16 protein-coding genes and 3 pseudogenes are annotated in these 14,495 nt (G+C 73.8%); 11 read left to right on the forward strand and 8 right to left on the reverse strand.

The features are described from left to right. Position 1: 1 nt before the first annotated feature. From LJ221_RS03200 to LJ221_RS03210, 3 genes are all read right to left on the reverse strand, one after another. Positions 2 to 1,306 (reverse strand): cytochrome P450, encoded by a 1,305-nt coding sequence (locus LJ221_RS03200; RefSeq protein WP_241713529.1) that lies wholly within the window; start codon positions 1,304 to 1,306, stop codon positions 2 to 4. 115 nt (positions 1,307 to 1,421) lie between these two features. Continuing rightward, the gene (locus LJ221_RS03205) at positions 1,422 to 2,588 is read right to left on the reverse strand and encodes an acyl-CoA dehydrogenase family protein (RefSeq protein WP_241713531.1); all 1,167 of its coding nucleotides are present in this window, start codon (positions 2,586 to 2,588) and stop codon (positions 1,422 to 1,424) included. 134 nt (positions 2,589 to 2,722) lie between these two features. Further along, positions 2,723 to 3,220 (reverse strand): SRPBCC family protein, encoded by a 498-nt coding sequence (locus LJ221_RS03210; protein WP_241713533.1) that lies wholly within the window; start codon positions 3,218 to 3,220, stop codon positions 2,723 to 2,725. Positions 3,221 to 3,253: 33 nt separating this feature from the next. Here LJ221_RS03210 and LJ221_RS03215 point away from each other — a divergent pair, with 33 nt between their 5' ends. The 5 genes from LJ221_RS03215 (at position 3,254) to LJ221_RS23375 (ending at position 6,027) form a co-directional block, all read left to right on the forward strand. Then, a complete protein-coding gene (locus LJ221_RS03215; protein ID WP_241713535.1) occupies positions 3,254 to 3,424 on the forward strand; it encodes a hypothetical protein in 171 nt (56 codons plus the stop codon). Further along, positions 3,421 to 4,206, forward strand: coding sequence for an SDR family NAD(P)-dependent oxidoreductase (locus tag LJ221_RS03220; protein WP_241713536.1), 786 nt, complete (start codon positions 3,421 to 3,423; stop codon positions 4,204 to 4,206). Before LJ221_RS03215 ends, LJ221_RS03220 begins: the two co-directional genes overlap by 4 nt. Positions 4,207 to 4,303: 97 nt before the next feature. After that, positions 4,304 to 4,822, forward strand: coding sequence for a flavin reductase family protein (locus LJ221_RS03225; RefSeq protein WP_241713537.1), 519 nt, complete (start codon positions 4,304 to 4,306; stop codon positions 4,820 to 4,822). 72 nt (positions 4,823 to 4,894) lie between these two features. Further along, positions 4,895 to 5,869: an MBL fold metallo-hydrolase gene (locus tag LJ221_RS03230; RefSeq protein WP_241713538.1), complete on the forward strand. Its 975-nt coding sequence runs from the start codon at positions 4,895 to 4,897 to the stop codon at positions 5,867 to 5,869. A 35-nt stretch (positions 5,870 to 5,904) separates the two neighbouring features. Continuing rightward, entirely contained in the window at positions 5,905 to 6,027 is a 123-nt protein-coding gene (locus LJ221_RS23375; protein WP_302851940.1) for a hypothetical protein, read from the forward strand. A gap of 125 nt (positions 6,028 to 6,152) precedes the next feature. On the opposite strand, the gene LJ221_RS03235 is transcribed toward LJ221_RS23375, so the two are convergent. Continuing rightward, positions 6,153 to 6,611, reverse strand: coding sequence for a nuclear transport factor 2 family protein (locus LJ221_RS03235; protein WP_241713539.1), 459 nt, complete (start codon positions 6,609 to 6,611; stop codon positions 6,153 to 6,155). A 435-nt stretch (positions 6,612 to 7,046) separates the two neighbouring features. Between LJ221_RS03235 and LJ221_RS03240 the strand changes: the two genes are divergently transcribed. From LJ221_RS03240 to LJ221_RS03255, 4 genes are all read left to right on the forward strand, one after another. Next, entirely contained in the window at positions 7,047 to 7,229 is a 183-nt protein-coding gene (locus LJ221_RS03240) for a hypothetical protein (protein WP_241713540.1), read from the forward strand. A 103-nt stretch (positions 7,230 to 7,332) separates the two neighbouring features. Further along, positions 7,333 to 8,112, forward strand: a complete 780-nt coding sequence (locus LJ221_RS03245; RefSeq protein ID WP_241713541.1) for a hypothetical protein — start codon at positions 7,333 to 7,335, stop codon at positions 8,110 to 8,112. Next, positions 8,109 to 9,044: a hypothetical protein gene (locus tag LJ221_RS03250; RefSeq protein WP_241713542.1), complete on the forward strand. Its 936-nt coding sequence runs from the start codon at positions 8,109 to 8,111 to the stop codon at positions 9,042 to 9,044. Before LJ221_RS03245 ends, LJ221_RS03250 begins: the two co-directional genes overlap by 4 nt. Positions 9,045 to 9,049: 5 nt before the next feature. Then, positions 9,050 to 10,237: a serine hydrolase gene (locus tag LJ221_RS03255; protein WP_241713543.1), complete on the forward strand. Its 1,188-nt coding sequence runs from the start codon at positions 9,050 to 9,052 to the stop codon at positions 10,235 to 10,237. Between the two features lie 12 nt (positions 10,238 to 10,249). Here the strand turns inward: LJ221_RS03255 and LJ221_RS03260 are convergent. Further along, positions 10,250 to 10,747: pseudogene (locus tag LJ221_RS03260) on the reverse strand (aminotransferase class IV); the annotation flags it as partial. Positions 10,748 to 10,892: 145 nt separating this feature from the next. Between LJ221_RS03260 and LJ221_RS03265 the strand changes: the two are divergent. Both LJ221_RS03265 and LJ221_RS03270 read left to right on the forward strand, forming a co-directional pair. After that, a pseudogene (locus LJ221_RS03265) lies at positions 10,893 to 11,231 on the forward strand (MerR family transcriptional regulator); the annotation flags it as partial. A 128-nt stretch (positions 11,232 to 11,359) separates the two neighbouring features. Next, complete coding sequence (locus LJ221_RS03270; protein WP_241713546.1) at positions 11,360 to 11,905, forward strand: GNAT family N-acetyltransferase; 546 nt, start codon at positions 11,360 to 11,362, stop codon at positions 11,903 to 11,905. 181 nt (positions 11,906 to 12,086) lie between these two features. Here LJ221_RS03270 and LJ221_RS03275 read toward each other — a convergent pair whose 3' ends face one another. The 3 genes and pseudogenes from LJ221_RS03275 to LJ221_RS03285 form a co-directional block, all read right to left on the reverse strand. After that, a complete protein-coding gene (locus LJ221_RS03275; protein ID WP_241713548.1) occupies positions 12,087 to 12,767 on the reverse strand; it encodes an enoyl-CoA hydratase-related protein in 681 nt (226 codons plus the stop codon). Between the two features lie 332 nt (positions 12,768 to 13,099). After that, positions 13,100 to 13,401: pseudogene (locus tag LJ221_RS23875) on the reverse strand (lytic polysaccharide monooxygenase); the annotation flags it as partial. Further along, positions 13,382 to 14,495: ATP-binding protein (locus LJ221_RS03285; RefSeq protein ID WP_241713550.1), on the reverse strand; the 1,114-nt coding region annotated here is incomplete at its 5' end. The pseudogene LJ221_RS23875 and the gene LJ221_RS03285, both read right to left, overlap by 20 nt.

Genomic DNA, 14,495 nt, shown 5'->3' on the forward strand with positions numbered 1-14,495 from the left:
CTCACTCCCCCCAGGCGACCGGCAGGGAGGTGAGGGTGTGGTTGATCTCGCCGGTGTGCCAGGGCAGTTCCTCCTCGGGCACGGCGAGCCGCAGACCGGGGAAGCGGCGCACCAGGCCCTCGATCGCGATCTCCATCTCCATCCGGCCCAGGTGCTTGCCCAGGCAGTGGTGGACACCGTGGCCGAAGGAGATGTGAGGGTTGTGGGAGCGGGCCAGGTCGAGGCGGTCGGGGTCCTCGAAGACGGCCTCGTCGCGGTTGGCCGACGCCAGCGCCAGCAGCACCGCGTCGCCCTTGGCGATCGTCACCCCGCCGACCTCGACATCGGCGGCGGCGACGCGCGGGAAGCCGGTGGTGTCGGTGGCGAACAGGTTCACGTGACGCAGCAGTTCGTCGACCGCCACGGGGATGCGGCCGGGGTCCTCCGCCAGCCACAGCCACTGCTCCCGGTGGTGCGCCAGCAGGGCCAGCACGGAGTTGGCGAGCTGGTTGGCGGTGGTGTCGAAGCCGGCGCCGATCAGGGTGAAGCCGAAGGTGACCAGCTCCTCCTCGCTGAGCCGGTCGCCGTCGTCGCGGGCGGCGATCAGTTCGGAGAGCATGTCGTCGGCCGGGTTCGCCCGCTTGTCGGCGATCAGCCCGACGATGTACTCGCTGAGCCTGGCCAGACCGTTGAGCGACTCCTCGCCGCCGGCGCGGTCGTCGACGGTGGCGAACGCACGGGCCCACTTCTCGAAGTCGCGCAGGTCCTTCGACGGCACGCCCAGCAGCTCGCCGATGACCGTCAGCGGCAGCGGCAGTGCCAGCTGCTGGACCAGGTCGACCGTGCCGCCCTTGGCCAGCATGTCGTCGAGCAGTTCGTCGGCGACGCGCTGGACGCCGTCCCGCATCCGCTGGACGCGGCGCAGGGTGAACGCGCCGGCCACCAGCTTGCGGAGCCGGGAGTGCTCGGGCGAGTCCAGCGAGATGATCATCTCGGGGGTGGTGTGCATCGTCCCGCCGATGCGCGGCGCGCCCGGCCCGCAGGCCAGGGCGCGGCTGAGCCGGGGGTCGGCCGACAGCTCGCGCACGTCCTCGTAGCGGGTGACCAGCCAGGCGTCCACGCCTCCGGCGGTGTGGACCCTCACCACCGGCTGTTCGGTGCGCAGCTTCGCGTAGCGCGGGTCGGGGCCCCGGTACGACGATCCGGGGAAGGGGTAGGTCTCCATCCCCCCGTGGGCGACCGGGCAGCCGGCCGCGTCCTCGGCGGAGGACTCCACAAGGGGTTCCGCGAGGGACGCGGTGAGGGGTTCGACGGGTGAGACGGACAAGGTGGCACCTCCGTTGGAGCGGACGGGAGACCGCGCCGGCGGGCGCGGGCGGATGTGGCGGAGCGCACGACGGCGGGGCCCGGAGGCTCCGCCCCCGCGTGGCCCCGCCCCCGTCTCACTCCTCCTCGGGGCCGAGCAGGACGGCCGAGTAGTTCTTGCGGGCGGCGGTGTCGTACTGGAGCGCGACATGGCTGGTCGCCGAGGTGATGTCCCGCCAGAACCGCTGCAGCGGGCGCCCCTCCCCCAGCCCACCGGTACCGGCGGCGCGGATCAGCAGGGTGACGGCCTCGTTGACGATCTCCGCCGCGAACGTGGCGTTCCGCTCATTGCGGGCCATCAGCGCGGGGGTGAACGCCCGCTCGTCGATGACCTCGGCGTTCTGCTCCACCAGATGCCGGGCGGCGTCGATGCGGCCGGAGGCACGCACCACCTTGATCTCGGTGGACGGGTTGCGCCGGCGCCCGGTGACGGTCGCCGCGCACGCCTCCAGCGCCCCGGCCGCCGCCCCGACCACGGGGGCGATGAACGTCAGGCCGCCCACGGCCTGGAAGGGCACGTTGTGGGATGGCACGGACGAGCCTGCGTTGCGGCCGGTGAGCATGTCAGTGCGGTCGAAGGACAGGTACGCGGGCACGAACACGTCCTCGACCACCACCGTGTGGCTGCCGGTGGCCCGCATCCCGACGCTGTCCCAGCTCTCGACGACCGTGTAGTCGCCCGCGGGCAGCGCGAAGAAGCGCATTCTCGGCGGGCCCTCGGCGCCGGCCACCGCGGCGCACACCAGCGCCCAGTCTGCGAAGTCGACGCCGCTGACGTAGCTCCACCGGCCGCCCAGCCGCCAGCCGCCCTCGGTGGGGACGGCCCGGCCGGCGGGCATCAGGGCGGTGGCGATGACGGTGTCGGGGTCGGTGCCCCACAGGGCGCGGTGGCCCTCCTCGGGCAGGTGCGAGGCGAAGCGGGCCGAGTAGGCGCTCAGCGAGGCACACCAGGCGGTGGCCGCGCACCCCTCACCGACCGTCATCACGGCACGGGTCAGCTCGGCGAACGACCCCTCGGCGCCGCCCCACCGGGAGGACACGAAGTGGCGGGCGAAGCCGGACTCCCGCAGCGCCGCGACGACCTCGGGCTTCAGCGCGCGGGATGTGTCGGCCTCGGTCGCGTGCCGGGCCGCGAGGACCCGCAGCTTCTCCGCGGCCATCGCCGGCCCGGCGTCCGACAGTGTGTCCGGCGGTGTGTCCGTCCGTACGTCCGGCAGTGTGTCCGGCAGCGTGTCGGCAGGCATCCTGGTGACCTCCTGTGGTGAAGGGCCTTCGTTGGCCGGGCCAGCTTGCGCACCCCGCCTCGAAGGCCGCTGCACCGTCACTGGACCCCGGCCCGGACCCGGCGCGGCCGGACGCGGCACGCCCGGAACTCCGGTCAGAAGAGCTTCCCGAAGCGCTCCAGGGTCTCGCCCGGGCTCGGGCCGTCCAGCGCCTGGAAGATGCGCCGCGCGCCCTCGCCGTGCTTGTGCAGCTTCACGTGGGCCAGCTCCACCTTCGTGGTGCCGGCGTCGACCTGCGTGAAGTCGACCTCGATCTCGCTGGCACGCTCGTCGTCGGTGATGGACTGCCAGTTGCCGTCGATCCGCCAGGTCATCACCAGCCGGCGCGGCGGGTCCCACTCCAGGACGCGGCCCCAGGCGATCTCGTTGCCCTCCACGTCCCACTCGTAGTAGCGGCCGCCGACGCGCGGCTCGAAGGCGAGGCCGGCGCGCTCCTTCTTCAACAGGACGTGGGACGGGGGCCACCAGTCCGCGGGACGCTCGGTGAAGACCTTGAAGCTCTCCTCGGCCGTGGCCGCCACGGTCACCGACTTCCGCACGTCCGGGATCGTCACGTCCGAAATCCTCACGTCCGGAATCGTCTGCTCGGGCATGGGCCCCTCCTCATTCCTGGGTTGGCTCCTGGATTGCGCACAACGGACGGCCACACCCTCACGGCCGGTACTCGACCGGGTGTCGAGCGCGGCTGGAACCCGCGTACGGCGGGACGCTTCGAGGAGGAGTCGAGAGACCCGCAAGGTGTGCCGGTCACGGTCGTCGTCACCCAGGACCCCTACGGATACGGGAGAGCACGATGACAGACGCGGAGCGACGGGTCGCCTTCGTCACCGGTGCCACCAGCGGCATCGGACTCGCCGTGACCGAACTGCTGGCCCGCCAGGGCGTCGCGGTGTTCGGCGTGGCGCGTGCCGAGGAGAGCGTCAAGGCACTGGTGAAGCGGCTGCGCGCGGAGGATCTGGAGGTGTCCGGCACGGTCTGCGACGTCTCCTCCGGCGAGCAGGTGCGCGCGGCGGTGACGGCGGCGGTGGCCGAGTACGGCCGCATCGACATCCTGGTCAACAACGCCGGCCGGGGCGGCGGCGGTGTCACCGCCGAGATGTCCGACGATCTCTGGCTGGACGTGATCGACACCAACCTCAACGGCACCTTCCGCGTCACCCGCGAGGTGCTGAGCACCGGCCGCATGCACGAGGGGAGCTGGGGCCGCATCATCAACATCGCCTCCACCGGCGGCAAGCAGGGCGTGGAGCTCGCCGCGCCGTACTCCGCCTCCAAGCACGGCGTCATCGGCTTCACCAAGGCCGTCGGCAAGGAGCTGGCGAAGACCGGGATCACCGTGAACGCCGTCTGTCCCGGCTACGTCGAGACCCCCATGGCCCAGCGCGTGCGCCAGGGCTACGCGGGCCACTGGGGTGTGACGGAGGAGGAGGTCCTGGAGAAGTTCCAGGCGAAGATCCCGCTGGGCCGCTACTCCACCCCGGAGGAGGTCGCCGGCCTGGTCGGCTACCTGGCCTCCGACACCGCCGCCTCCATCACCGCGCAGGCGCTCAATGTCTGCGGCGGCCTCGGCAACTACTGACCCGCCCACCCACCGCGGCCGGCCGACGACCGGCAGACGGCCGACCAGCCAACGACAGCGCGGACCGGGGACGGGCGCGCAGAGACGGAGCCGGGACATGACCGACACGGGCACCACACTGCTTGCCGGGCCCGAGCCCGACATCAGCTCCTTCCGCACGGCGATGGGGTGCTTCCCCACCGGCGTCACGCTGCTGACGCAGGGCAGCGGGGACACCCTCTCCGTGATGACCCTCAACAGCCTGACCTCCGTGTCCCTCGACCCGATGCTGCTGCTGGTCTCGGTGAAGCGGGACGGCAGGATGCGGCCGCGGGTGGCGGCCGGCGGCGGCTTCGCCGTGAACGTACTGGCCGAGAAACACCGCCTGCTCTCGGGCGAGTTCGCCCGGCCGGACCGGCCCGCGGGCGCGGAGGCCATGCGGCGCGTCGGCGCGGTCGAGGGGATCACGGGCAACGCGGTCGTCCCCTCGGCGTCGGCCTCCTTCGAGTGCCTGCTGCACGCCGAGCACGAGGCGGGCGACCATGTGCTGCTCGTCGGGCGGGTGGTGGCGCTGCGCTCCGAGCCCGGTGCCCGTCCCCTGCTGTTCCACCGGGGCCGGTACGCCTCGCTCGTCTGAGCGCCCGCCCCCGGACCCCGGACCCCGGCGCGCGGCCGCCGGCCACGCCCCACGACACATGGACGGAGAACCATGGTCACGCCCACGACAGCGGTCAGGAGCACCGTCTCCCCGGCCGCCCGCGCCTCGGCCGCCGCGGCCCCCTTCCTGGAGGAGGTGGCCGACGGCGTCCACGCCTTCGTCCAGCCGCCGGGCGGCTGGTGCCTGAACAACGCGGGCCTGGTGACGGGCCGGCCCGGCGGCGAGGGCCCGCCGGTCCTGATCGACACCGCGGCCACCGAGGCCCGCGCCCGGCTGCTGCGCCGGGAGGTGGAGCGGATCGCCCCGGACGGCCCGGGCGTCGTCGTCAACACCCACTTCCACGGCGACCACACCTTCGGCAACAGCCTGTTCACACCGCGGGCGGTGGTCGTCGCGCACGAGGGCACCCGCGCCGACAGCGCCGAGGCGGGGCTGGGGCTGTGCGGGCTGTGGCCGGGGGTGGAGTGGGGCGAGATCCCGCTGACCCTGCCGACGCTGACCTTCCGCGACGGCCTCACCCTCCACGCCGGGGGGCTGCGCGTGGAGCTGCTGCACCTGGGCCCCGCGCACACCGCCGACGACACGGTGGCGTGGGTGCCCGAGCGCGGTGTGCTGTTCACCGGCGACCTGGTCTGGTCGGGGGTGACGCCGTTCGTGCTGATGGGTTCGGTGAGCGGTTCGCTGCGGGCGCTGGAGCGGATGCGGGCCCTCGCCCCGCGCGTCGTGGTCCCCGGCCACGGGCCGGTGGGCGGAACGGAGTTGCTGGACGCCACCGAGGCGTATCTGCGGTGGCTGCTGCGGGTCGCGCAGGAGGCCGTGCGTGACGGGCTCTCCCCGCTGGAGGCGGCGCGCCGCGCGGATCTGGGCCGTTTCGCCTCACTGCTCGACCCCGAGCGCCTGGTCGGGAACCTGCACCGCGCCCGCGCGGAGCTGGAGGGGCTGCCGCCGGGGGCGCGGATGGACGTGGCCGGCCCCTTCGGGGAGATGGTCGCCCACCACGGAGGACTGCCGGACTGCCACGCCTGAGGCGGCGTGCCGGATCCGGTGGGGAGGAGATGACGATGATCACCGATGCGCCGGAGCGTGAGCCCCTGAACCACGGCTTCTGGGACTTCCCCGCCCCCCTGCTGGCCGGAGAGGAGGACGACGCGTCCGAGCCGCACATCTGGCGGGGGATCGACTGACGGCCCGTCCCGGACCTCGAAACGGAGCGGTGCGCGAGCGGCACGGGTACCGCCCCGCACCACGGCGGTGGCCCCCGAACTCCATCGGGAGGCCACCGCCGTGGTGCGGGGCACGGCCCGGCGCCTCAGGAGGCGGGGAGTTCCACGGGGGTGTCGCGGTGGATGACCCGCGACCGCGTGAGCAGCTCGCCGTCACGCCGCACCAGCACGTCGTCGACGGTGAAGGTCGGCTGGAACGAGACCTTCCCCTCCCGGTCGGTCTGGGTGACGAGCGTGTAGTACGACACCCGCAGGGTGTCCTCGTCCGCGGGGTCGGTCTCGATCAGCAGGTGGTCGAACCAGTGCCGGACGGCGATGTCCCGGTAGCGCGGCAGGTTCGCCCGCATGCCCGCGATCATCCGCTCGCGGCCCTGCGCCCGCTCCCCGCCTGCGTGCACCACCACACCGTCGTCGGTGAAGGTGTCCGCGAAACCCTCGATGTCCAGGGCGTCCACGCGGCGCATCTGCCGCGCGTAGAACGTCTGCACCTCCGCGTAGAGGTCCCCGGTGACCTTGCTCCTGACTGCCTGGACCGCCTGAGACACGGCGACTCCCTTCGACGACTGCCTGCGCCGCCGAGGGCCGGCGGCGCGATCGCCACCAGGCTGCCGCGCCCGGCTTCAGCACCGCTGGAGACCGGCTCGTACAGGACCGGGCGGGACAGTTCGCTCGTCGCACACCACCACGGCGAGCTGCGCCCGGACGCCGGCGCCGGTTCGCGCCGCACCGGTCGGCGGACTGTCCAACTACTCCGTGCAGGTGAATACCCGACCGCTCTTCCGAACCCGCGTCCGCGGCGCGCTTCCCGGCCGTCTTCCATGGTCAGCCGCCTCTTGGCGCCCATGCACGGGACACCGGGAAGCGCAAAAAGAACTAAAAGTGCATATGCACATCAAGATGAGTGTTCGTAACGTCTCCCGTGAAGCCGCTCATATCGTGCGGCGGCACCCACCTGGCATCCCACCGAGGAGGACCCAGAAATGCTCACCCACACCACGGGAACCACCCTTGCCCCCGCCACCCCGGCCGAGCGCGACCTGGTCGCCGATCTGATGGCCACGCGCGAGGCCCCGGTCAGCGACGCGCCCGTGTGGGCGCCGGAGGCGATCGGGATTCTGCTGCTCGCGCTCCTGCTCTCCCCCAGGGAGCCGCGGGAGAAGTGACGCGACCGCCCTACAGCGGGATGCGACAGGGAACAGCATGATGCGACAGAAACAAACGGAATCGGCATAACATGACATACCGAGTCAGAGAGGTAGGTCACTGATGCCGAATCCGGACGCCCCATCGCGCACGGACTACGCCGCGGCGGTGGAGAGTCTGGCCGACCGTGTCCTCGGTGCCCTGCGGGGCGCCGGGGATCCGGCGGCGGTGGCCTCACAGGTGGACGAAGCCCCCGACCCCAAGGTCGCGCTGGCCGCCCTACGGGTACTGGGGCCCGACGTGTTCGCCCCCGCCCTGCTGGCCGGATCGCCCCTCGGGCCCGGCGACGCCCGGGCGGTGGCCGAGTCCCTGCGAATCTTTCCGCCCACTCCCGACGCCGCGCCCGAGGCCGCGTGGCGCGACTGGACGACCGTGCGGCTCCTCGCGCGGTACGGCGGTGGCTCCCCCGACGACGCCCTCACCGGCGTCACAGGCATCACCGGCACACCCGAGGACACCCTGGGCGTACGCGAACCGGCGCCCCCCGGCGACATCGGCTCCTCCTGGCGCGAGCTGTCCTCAAGCATGGCGCGGCTCTCCCCGCTCGCCCTGCCGAACGCCGACGGCCCCGTCCACGAGGCCGCCCTGGCCCGGCTGCGCGACCTGAGCCGGGGCACCGCCCGCGCGATACTGCGCCGCGACTACCCCACCGCGGCCCGGCTGGCGCGCTGGCTCGCCTGCGCACTGCACCGCGGGGCGCGCCCCGACCTCGACACGGCCGCCGTGGTGCGGCACCTCGAACTGCACTGCGGGGACGGCGGGCGCACCGCGCTGGACACCGCCGTCGCCCGCGGCCTGCTGGACCGTTCGCAGCCGCAGAGGCCGGGAGGACCGACCGCATGAGCACGCCCCGCACCACCGCCGCGGCCCCCGCATCCGTGGGGCGTTCGGCGCACCTGGTGGCCACCCGCGCCCTCGGCTGGCTGCGCCGCCACTGCGAGCTGGGCACCCTGCCGCCCGGCACCACCTCCGACATGGCCGACCCGGACAGCATCTACAAGCCGCTGGGCGAGACGGCCCTGGCGGCCTCCCTGGTGCTGCGCGAGGGGCTGGCCTCCGCGAGCGAGGAGCGCACCGCCCGCGAACTGCTCGACTTCGCCTGGTGGGAGCTGCGCGGCGGCGACATGCTCTACGAGCGGCAGCTGCGCTACATGATGATGGTCGACCCGCTGGAGCTGTACGCGCACTTCGTCCGCGCCGGCTACCGCCACCGGCGCCTGGAGGCCCTGCTGGACCACCTCGGCGGCCTGGTCACGATGGACGCCGTCGAGCAGGTGCCCAACCGCCGCCTCGCCGTCGCCAACGCCGCCCGCCTGGCGGGCCTGGCGCGCGAGGCCGACTGGAAGCGGCTGACCGACGCCACCTGGCTCGGCAACACCCCCGAGCCGTGGGTGATCGACTGGATGACGGCCTACTGCGTGACGCACACCGTCTTCCACATCACCGACTGGGGCGCCCGCCCCGGCGATCTGCCACCGCATCTGGAGGAGTACCTCCAGCTCTGGCTGCCGGTGTGGCTGGACATCTGGCGGGAGGTCCAGGAGTGGGACCTCGTCACCGAGCTGCTGATCGTCGGAAGCTGCCTGCGCGAGCCCTACGCCGATCCCGTGCTGTGGGAGGAACTGGCCTCGGTGCAGCACGAGGACGGGCTGCTGCCCCGGGACGGCAAGGAGGTCGAGGGGGACGCCGCCCAGCGCTTCCGGGACCACCACCACCCCACCGTCGTCGCGGCCGTCGCCGGCACCCTGGCGCTCTCCCGCGCCGCACGGCGGTGAGCCCGGTGTCCTCCGACACGGCCTCCCGACCGGGACCCGAACGGGATCCGGACACCGAATCCGAAACCGACACCGACGCGGAAACCGGTGCCGAAACCGGCATCACCACCGACGCCGGACCGGAGACCGAACCCGGCGCCGACACCAAAGCCACCGCCGACACCTCCGGCGCACAGCCCGAGTCCGCGCTCTCCCTCCCCCTGGAGACGGTCGCCGCCGCCGCGCCCGGCCCCGCGGTGGCGGTCGTGGCGGTACGGGCGGGCGAGTCCCGGCTGCTGTGCCGGGGCGCGTCCGCCACCACCCGCTTCGAGCTCGGCTCCGTGACCAAGACGTTCACCGCCCTGTTGCTGGCCGAGGCCGTGGCGCGGGGCGAGCTGGGTCACGACGACCCGATCGCCGGACGCCTTCCCGCGGCCGCCGTCCCCGAGGGGTACGGCGACCGGATCACCCTCGCCCATCTGGCCTCGCACACCGCCGGGCTGCCCATCCTGCCGCCGGGACTGCTGCTGAATGCCTTGCCCCGCTTCTACACCAACCCCTACGAGGGCTTCACCCCCGACCACCTGCTGCACGCCCTCTCCCGGACCCGGGTGCGCCGCCCTCCCGGGCAGCGGGTGCGCTACTCCAACTTCGGCGTCGGGCTGCTGGGCCGGCTGCTGTCGGACGCGGCCGGCGCCCCGTACGGCGAGGCGCTCGCCACCCGGCTCCTCACGCCGATGGGTCTGGCCGACAGCACCTGCGATCCCGAACTGCCCCAGGCCACCGGTCACTGGCACGGCCGCCCCCGCCCGCCCTGGCGCATCCCGGGCCTGCCGGGCGCGGGCGCACTGCGCTCCAGCGCCCGCGATCTGCGGCGCTATCTGGAGCTCCTGCTCTCCCCGCCGCCGGAGACGGGCGAGATCCTGCGTACCGCCCTCCACGACGTCACCCGCCCACGGGCGACCGCGCCCGGCGGCGACCGGATGTGCCTGGCCTGGAAGGTGCGCACCCTCACCGCCCGCGACGGCGGCGAGTTCGACCTGCTGTTCCACTCCGGCGGCACCCGCGGCTTCACCTCCTTCGCCGGCTTCTGCCCGGCCGCCCGCATCGGTCTGGCGGCGGTGACCAACAGCTCCCCCACCCCGCGCGGCACCTTCATCCGCACCGCCTACCGCACACTGCGCGACCTCGCCTCCGAGATCCCCGCCCGCTGACCCGCGCCGGGGCCGGCCCCGGCGGTCGGTGAAGGCGGCGTCGTCGAAGCCCTGCTCGGCGGCCCGCCGCAGCAGGTACGTCTTGGCCGCCTCGCCGACGAGCTTGACCGCCGGCAGAGAGCGCTCGTGCTCGAACGCCGCCAGTACCAGCGGTCCCTCGGGTCCGGAGGCGGGCGGTCCGGTGCGTACCAGCATCCCCGGTTCGGCGTCCGCCGCCGTGAACTCGCCCGCCGGGGAGTACACCACGGCCGTCAGCGACACGTCCTGCGGCCCGCCCTCCAGCGCCGCCCGCAGACGGGACCGCACCCGGTCGTCGGACAGCGCCCGGCCGTACAGCTCCAGCGATGCCGAACGCAGCCGCGCCAGGTGCAGGTCGAGCCCCCGGACCCGGCCGCCGCGCACCCGCATGGCGGTGAAGTGGGCGTGGTCCGCGAAGGCGAGCGGCGCCGGCTCTCCGGCGGTGGCGGTACGGCCGTCGCGGTGGACGACGCAAGAGGTCGATGAGGTCATGTGCCGCTCCGAGGCTCGGGGCCCGCAGGTTCGGGGGATTCAGGGGTTTCAGGAAAAGGGCCGGCGGACGCGGAATGCCCGCTCGCGGGACGACGTCAGGGCCTCACACCGGTGTGAAGGTCAACTCCCGGGAGGGGCAAGGCACATGCTGATCGGGGAGCTGTCCCGGCGCACGGGGGTCGGCACGAGGCTGCTGCGGTACTACGGGGAGCAGGGGCTGCTCACTCCCGGGCGCGGCCCGAACGGCTACCGCGCGTACGACGAGGACGCGGTGCTCACCGTGCGGCAGATCCGCGCCCTGCTGGACGCGGGCCTGACCACCGAGGTGATCCGCTCGGTGCTGCCGTGCGCCCGGGGCCCGGAGCCGGGCTTCGAGTGGTGCGCGGATCTGCGGGGCTCGCTGGGAAGGGAGTTGGCGGCGATGGAGGAGCGCATCGGCGAACTGACGTGCAGCCGCGACGCCCTCGCCGCCTACCTCGCCCGCACCCGAGCCCCGGGGCCGCCCGGACGCGGGGCACCGCCTGCCTGTGCCGGACGCGGAAAATTCCACGAACCCACGGCCGTGACCCCGGATATGCTGCCTCGTCCTACGGAGGAGCCAGGGGGTACACCGTGAGCACCAGCAATCCGCCGTTTCCCGACCGGATCGAGCTCACCGGGGAAGGACTCATCCTGCGCGACTGGACGGAGGCGGACGTGGCCGCGATGCCGGATCTGTTCGACCACCCCGACATCGCCTACTGGACGCCGATCGTCTCGCCCTTCGACGAGGCGGCCGCCCGCGCGCGGCTCGGCCGGGCCCGGCAGCTGCGGGCGGACGGCGTGGCCGTACTGCTCGCGATCACGACCGACGGCCGCGCGCCGCTCGGCGAGGTGATGCTGCGCCGCGCCCACGAGGGTACGGAGCTCGGCTACGCGGTCGGCCCGGCGCACCGCGGCCGGGGGCTGGCCGTGCGGGCGGTGCGGGTGATGGCCGCGTACGCCTTCGAGCGGCTGGGCGCGGAGCGGGTGATTCTGGAGCTGGAGGCGGAGAACGCCGCCAGCGTCGCCGTGGCCGTCAGGGCGGGCTTCAGCCGGCTCGACGTGCCGCTGATCGAGGGGCAGGAGAAGGGGCGGCCCTACGTCCTCCAGACATGGGGTCTGCGGCCGGCGCCGTGAGGCCGCCCGGGCGGGAGGAGCGCCTCGGCGGGCCACCCCTCGGCCGCGCGGTCCGCCGGGCGGTGTGCCGACCGCTCCGGAGGGCCGGAAACCCGGCCCGGAGCTCGGGTGCCGGGGGTCGGGATCCGGGATTCGGCCGAAGCGGCCGACCTGCCGCTCAGCCGCTCAGCCGCTCAGCCGCTCAGCCGCCCAGGCTGAGCGGGATCTCCTCGGCGCGCAGCTCCGCGACGACCGGGCCGTACATCCGGGACTTGATGGTGCCCAGGGTGGGGCTCGCCTTGGCCGTCAGGGAGGAGGCGATCTCGATCGCGGTGGACCGGACGGCGTCCTCCTCCACCGCGCGGTCGACGATCCCGGCGGCCAGCGCGTCCCGCCCGCCGTAGCGGCGTGCGGTGGTCATGCACTCGTGGGCCGTCCGCGGGGTCAGCCGGGCCTGGATGAGGGCGGACATCCCGGGGGTGAAGGGGATGTGGATGTCGGCCTCGGGCAGGCACCAGAAGCCCCGGTCGGCGCGCATCACACGGAAGTCGTGGGCCAGGGAGAGCATCGCGCCGGCGGCGAAGGTGTGGCCCTGGAGTGCGGCCACGGTGATCAGCGGCAGGGTCAGCACCCGGGCGAAGAGGTCCTGGACGCTCGCGGCGTACTCGGCGGCCTTGCCGGTGTTGGCCAGTAGCCATTCGAGGTCCAGGCCGTTGGAGAAGAACTTGCCGGTCGCCGCGGTGACCAGGGCGCGCGGCCCCTCGGTCTTCTCCACCTCGTCCAGCAGGGCGTCGACGGAGGCAAGCCAGTCGGGGTGGAAGCGGTTCTCGCCGTCCCCGAGGTCGAGGACGAAGACGTCACCTTGGCGGTCGAGCGCGGGCATGGCTGCTCCTTCGGGCGGGAGTGGGACCGGCCGTGCCCGCTCGCGGCCTTCCCGAGCGGAAACCTACTGACCGGTAACGACGATGTCCGCATGCTACCCAGCCACCTCCCGGAAGGCACCCCCGGCACCGGGTCGTCGAATCCCACTCATCGGACGAAAGGGTCCTGGCACATGCCTTGCGGGGGTGCCACCGGAGAGGAAACCCGCGCTCTCCCCGGGCGAAGGCCCAGGCCGGTAGCGTGCCCGGGCCACGGCGACGAGGAGACCTGATGGAACAGGGGCAGGGGCACAGCGGCACGGGCGGCGGTCCACAGACCGTCCCGGAGGTCGGCGCCGTCCCGGTTGTCGCGGTACAGGCCGTTCCAGTTCCACATGGCGTTGGTGTCGGCCTGCCACGCCTGCCGGCACATCGGGGCCTACTGCATGGCCGGGTTATGGCCGGGTTCTGGAAGTCGCTGCCCCGGCGCAGCTGGCAGCCGTAGTCGCGGGAAGCGGGATCGATGACCGAGCCGTGGGCGGAGGCGGTCCCGGCCGACCGGGCCTGGAGCCTGGCCGCCGTCTCCGTCGACGCGGCCGCCGGGGCGTCCGGCGGCTCAGGCGCCCGCTCCACCGGCCTACGAGCCGCCGGAGGCATCCCCCCGCCTTCCCCCGTACAGCCGGTCGAGGCCGACGAGCAGCACCTCGCCGTCCGCCTCCGCCGCGCGCAGGGCGGGGGTGAAGCCGGCGCCGGAGTAGCAGGCGGGACGGGTGCGCGCGGTGTCCTCGCCGTGGGCGGCGAGGTGGGCGATCAGCCGGCGCAGCCGCTCCAGGTGGGTCACGTCCAGCACTTCCTCCCAGCGAGCCAGCCCGACCGACAGCAGTGCGCCGGGGTGCTCCCCGGCCGGTCCCCGCACCACCACCTCGGCGGCGGGTACGGCGTCCGGCGGAGGGTGGGCCGGGGAGCCGTGGAGCGCCGTGACGGGCGTGTCCCCGAAGACGCCGGGGCCGGCGTACTCCACCGCCCAGTCCCGGCACACCTGGGCGAAATGCGGTGCCGCCACCCCCGCCTCGAAGGCGGGGCGCGCCCGCCGCCACAGCGTGGCGGCGTCCTCCCGCTCGGCCGACGGGCACCGCGGCCGGACGACCCCGTACTCGAAGGCCAGCAGCGGCTCGGCGATCCGCAGCCGGGTGACGTTCGGGCGCAGGGCGTCGGGGGAGGCGTCGAGCAGGCCGCTCCCGTGCAGCAGTTCCAGGCCGCGGGAGACGTCGGGCAGCGGGACCTCCACGCGCTCGGCGATCCCGCCGGGCGTGGAGTGCCCCGAGGCGACGGCCGCGAGCACGGAGTGGCACAGGGCGCGGTCGAGGTGACCGGTCTCCTCCAGCACCAGCAGCCGCGCCTCGCGGTACAGGGGCACGGCCGGGTCGAGGACCGTACGGCGCACCCAGGCGTCGAAGTCGTCCGGCCCGCGGGGGGTGTCACCGCGGGCGTGGTCGTACCGGTAGGCGGGTGTGCCGCCCACCACGGCGTGCACCAGGAACGCCGTGCGGGGGTCGTCCAGGCCCCACATGCGCGCGGCCTGCCGGAAGTCCGGCGGGCGTACCTCCATTTCCAGATCCGCCAGCCCGTGCAGTGGCGAGGGACCGCTGAACAGCCGACGCATCACCGGCAGGTCGCTGCCGCACAGCAGCAGCCGGGGCCGGGGCCGGGCCCCGCCGCCCTCCCCGCCCTGCACCGCCGCAGCGCTGCGG

The organism is Streptomyces sp. CNQ085 (assembly GCF_022614595.1).
Lineage (GTDB): Bacteria > Actinomycetota > Actinomycetes > Streptomycetales > Streptomycetaceae > Streptomyces.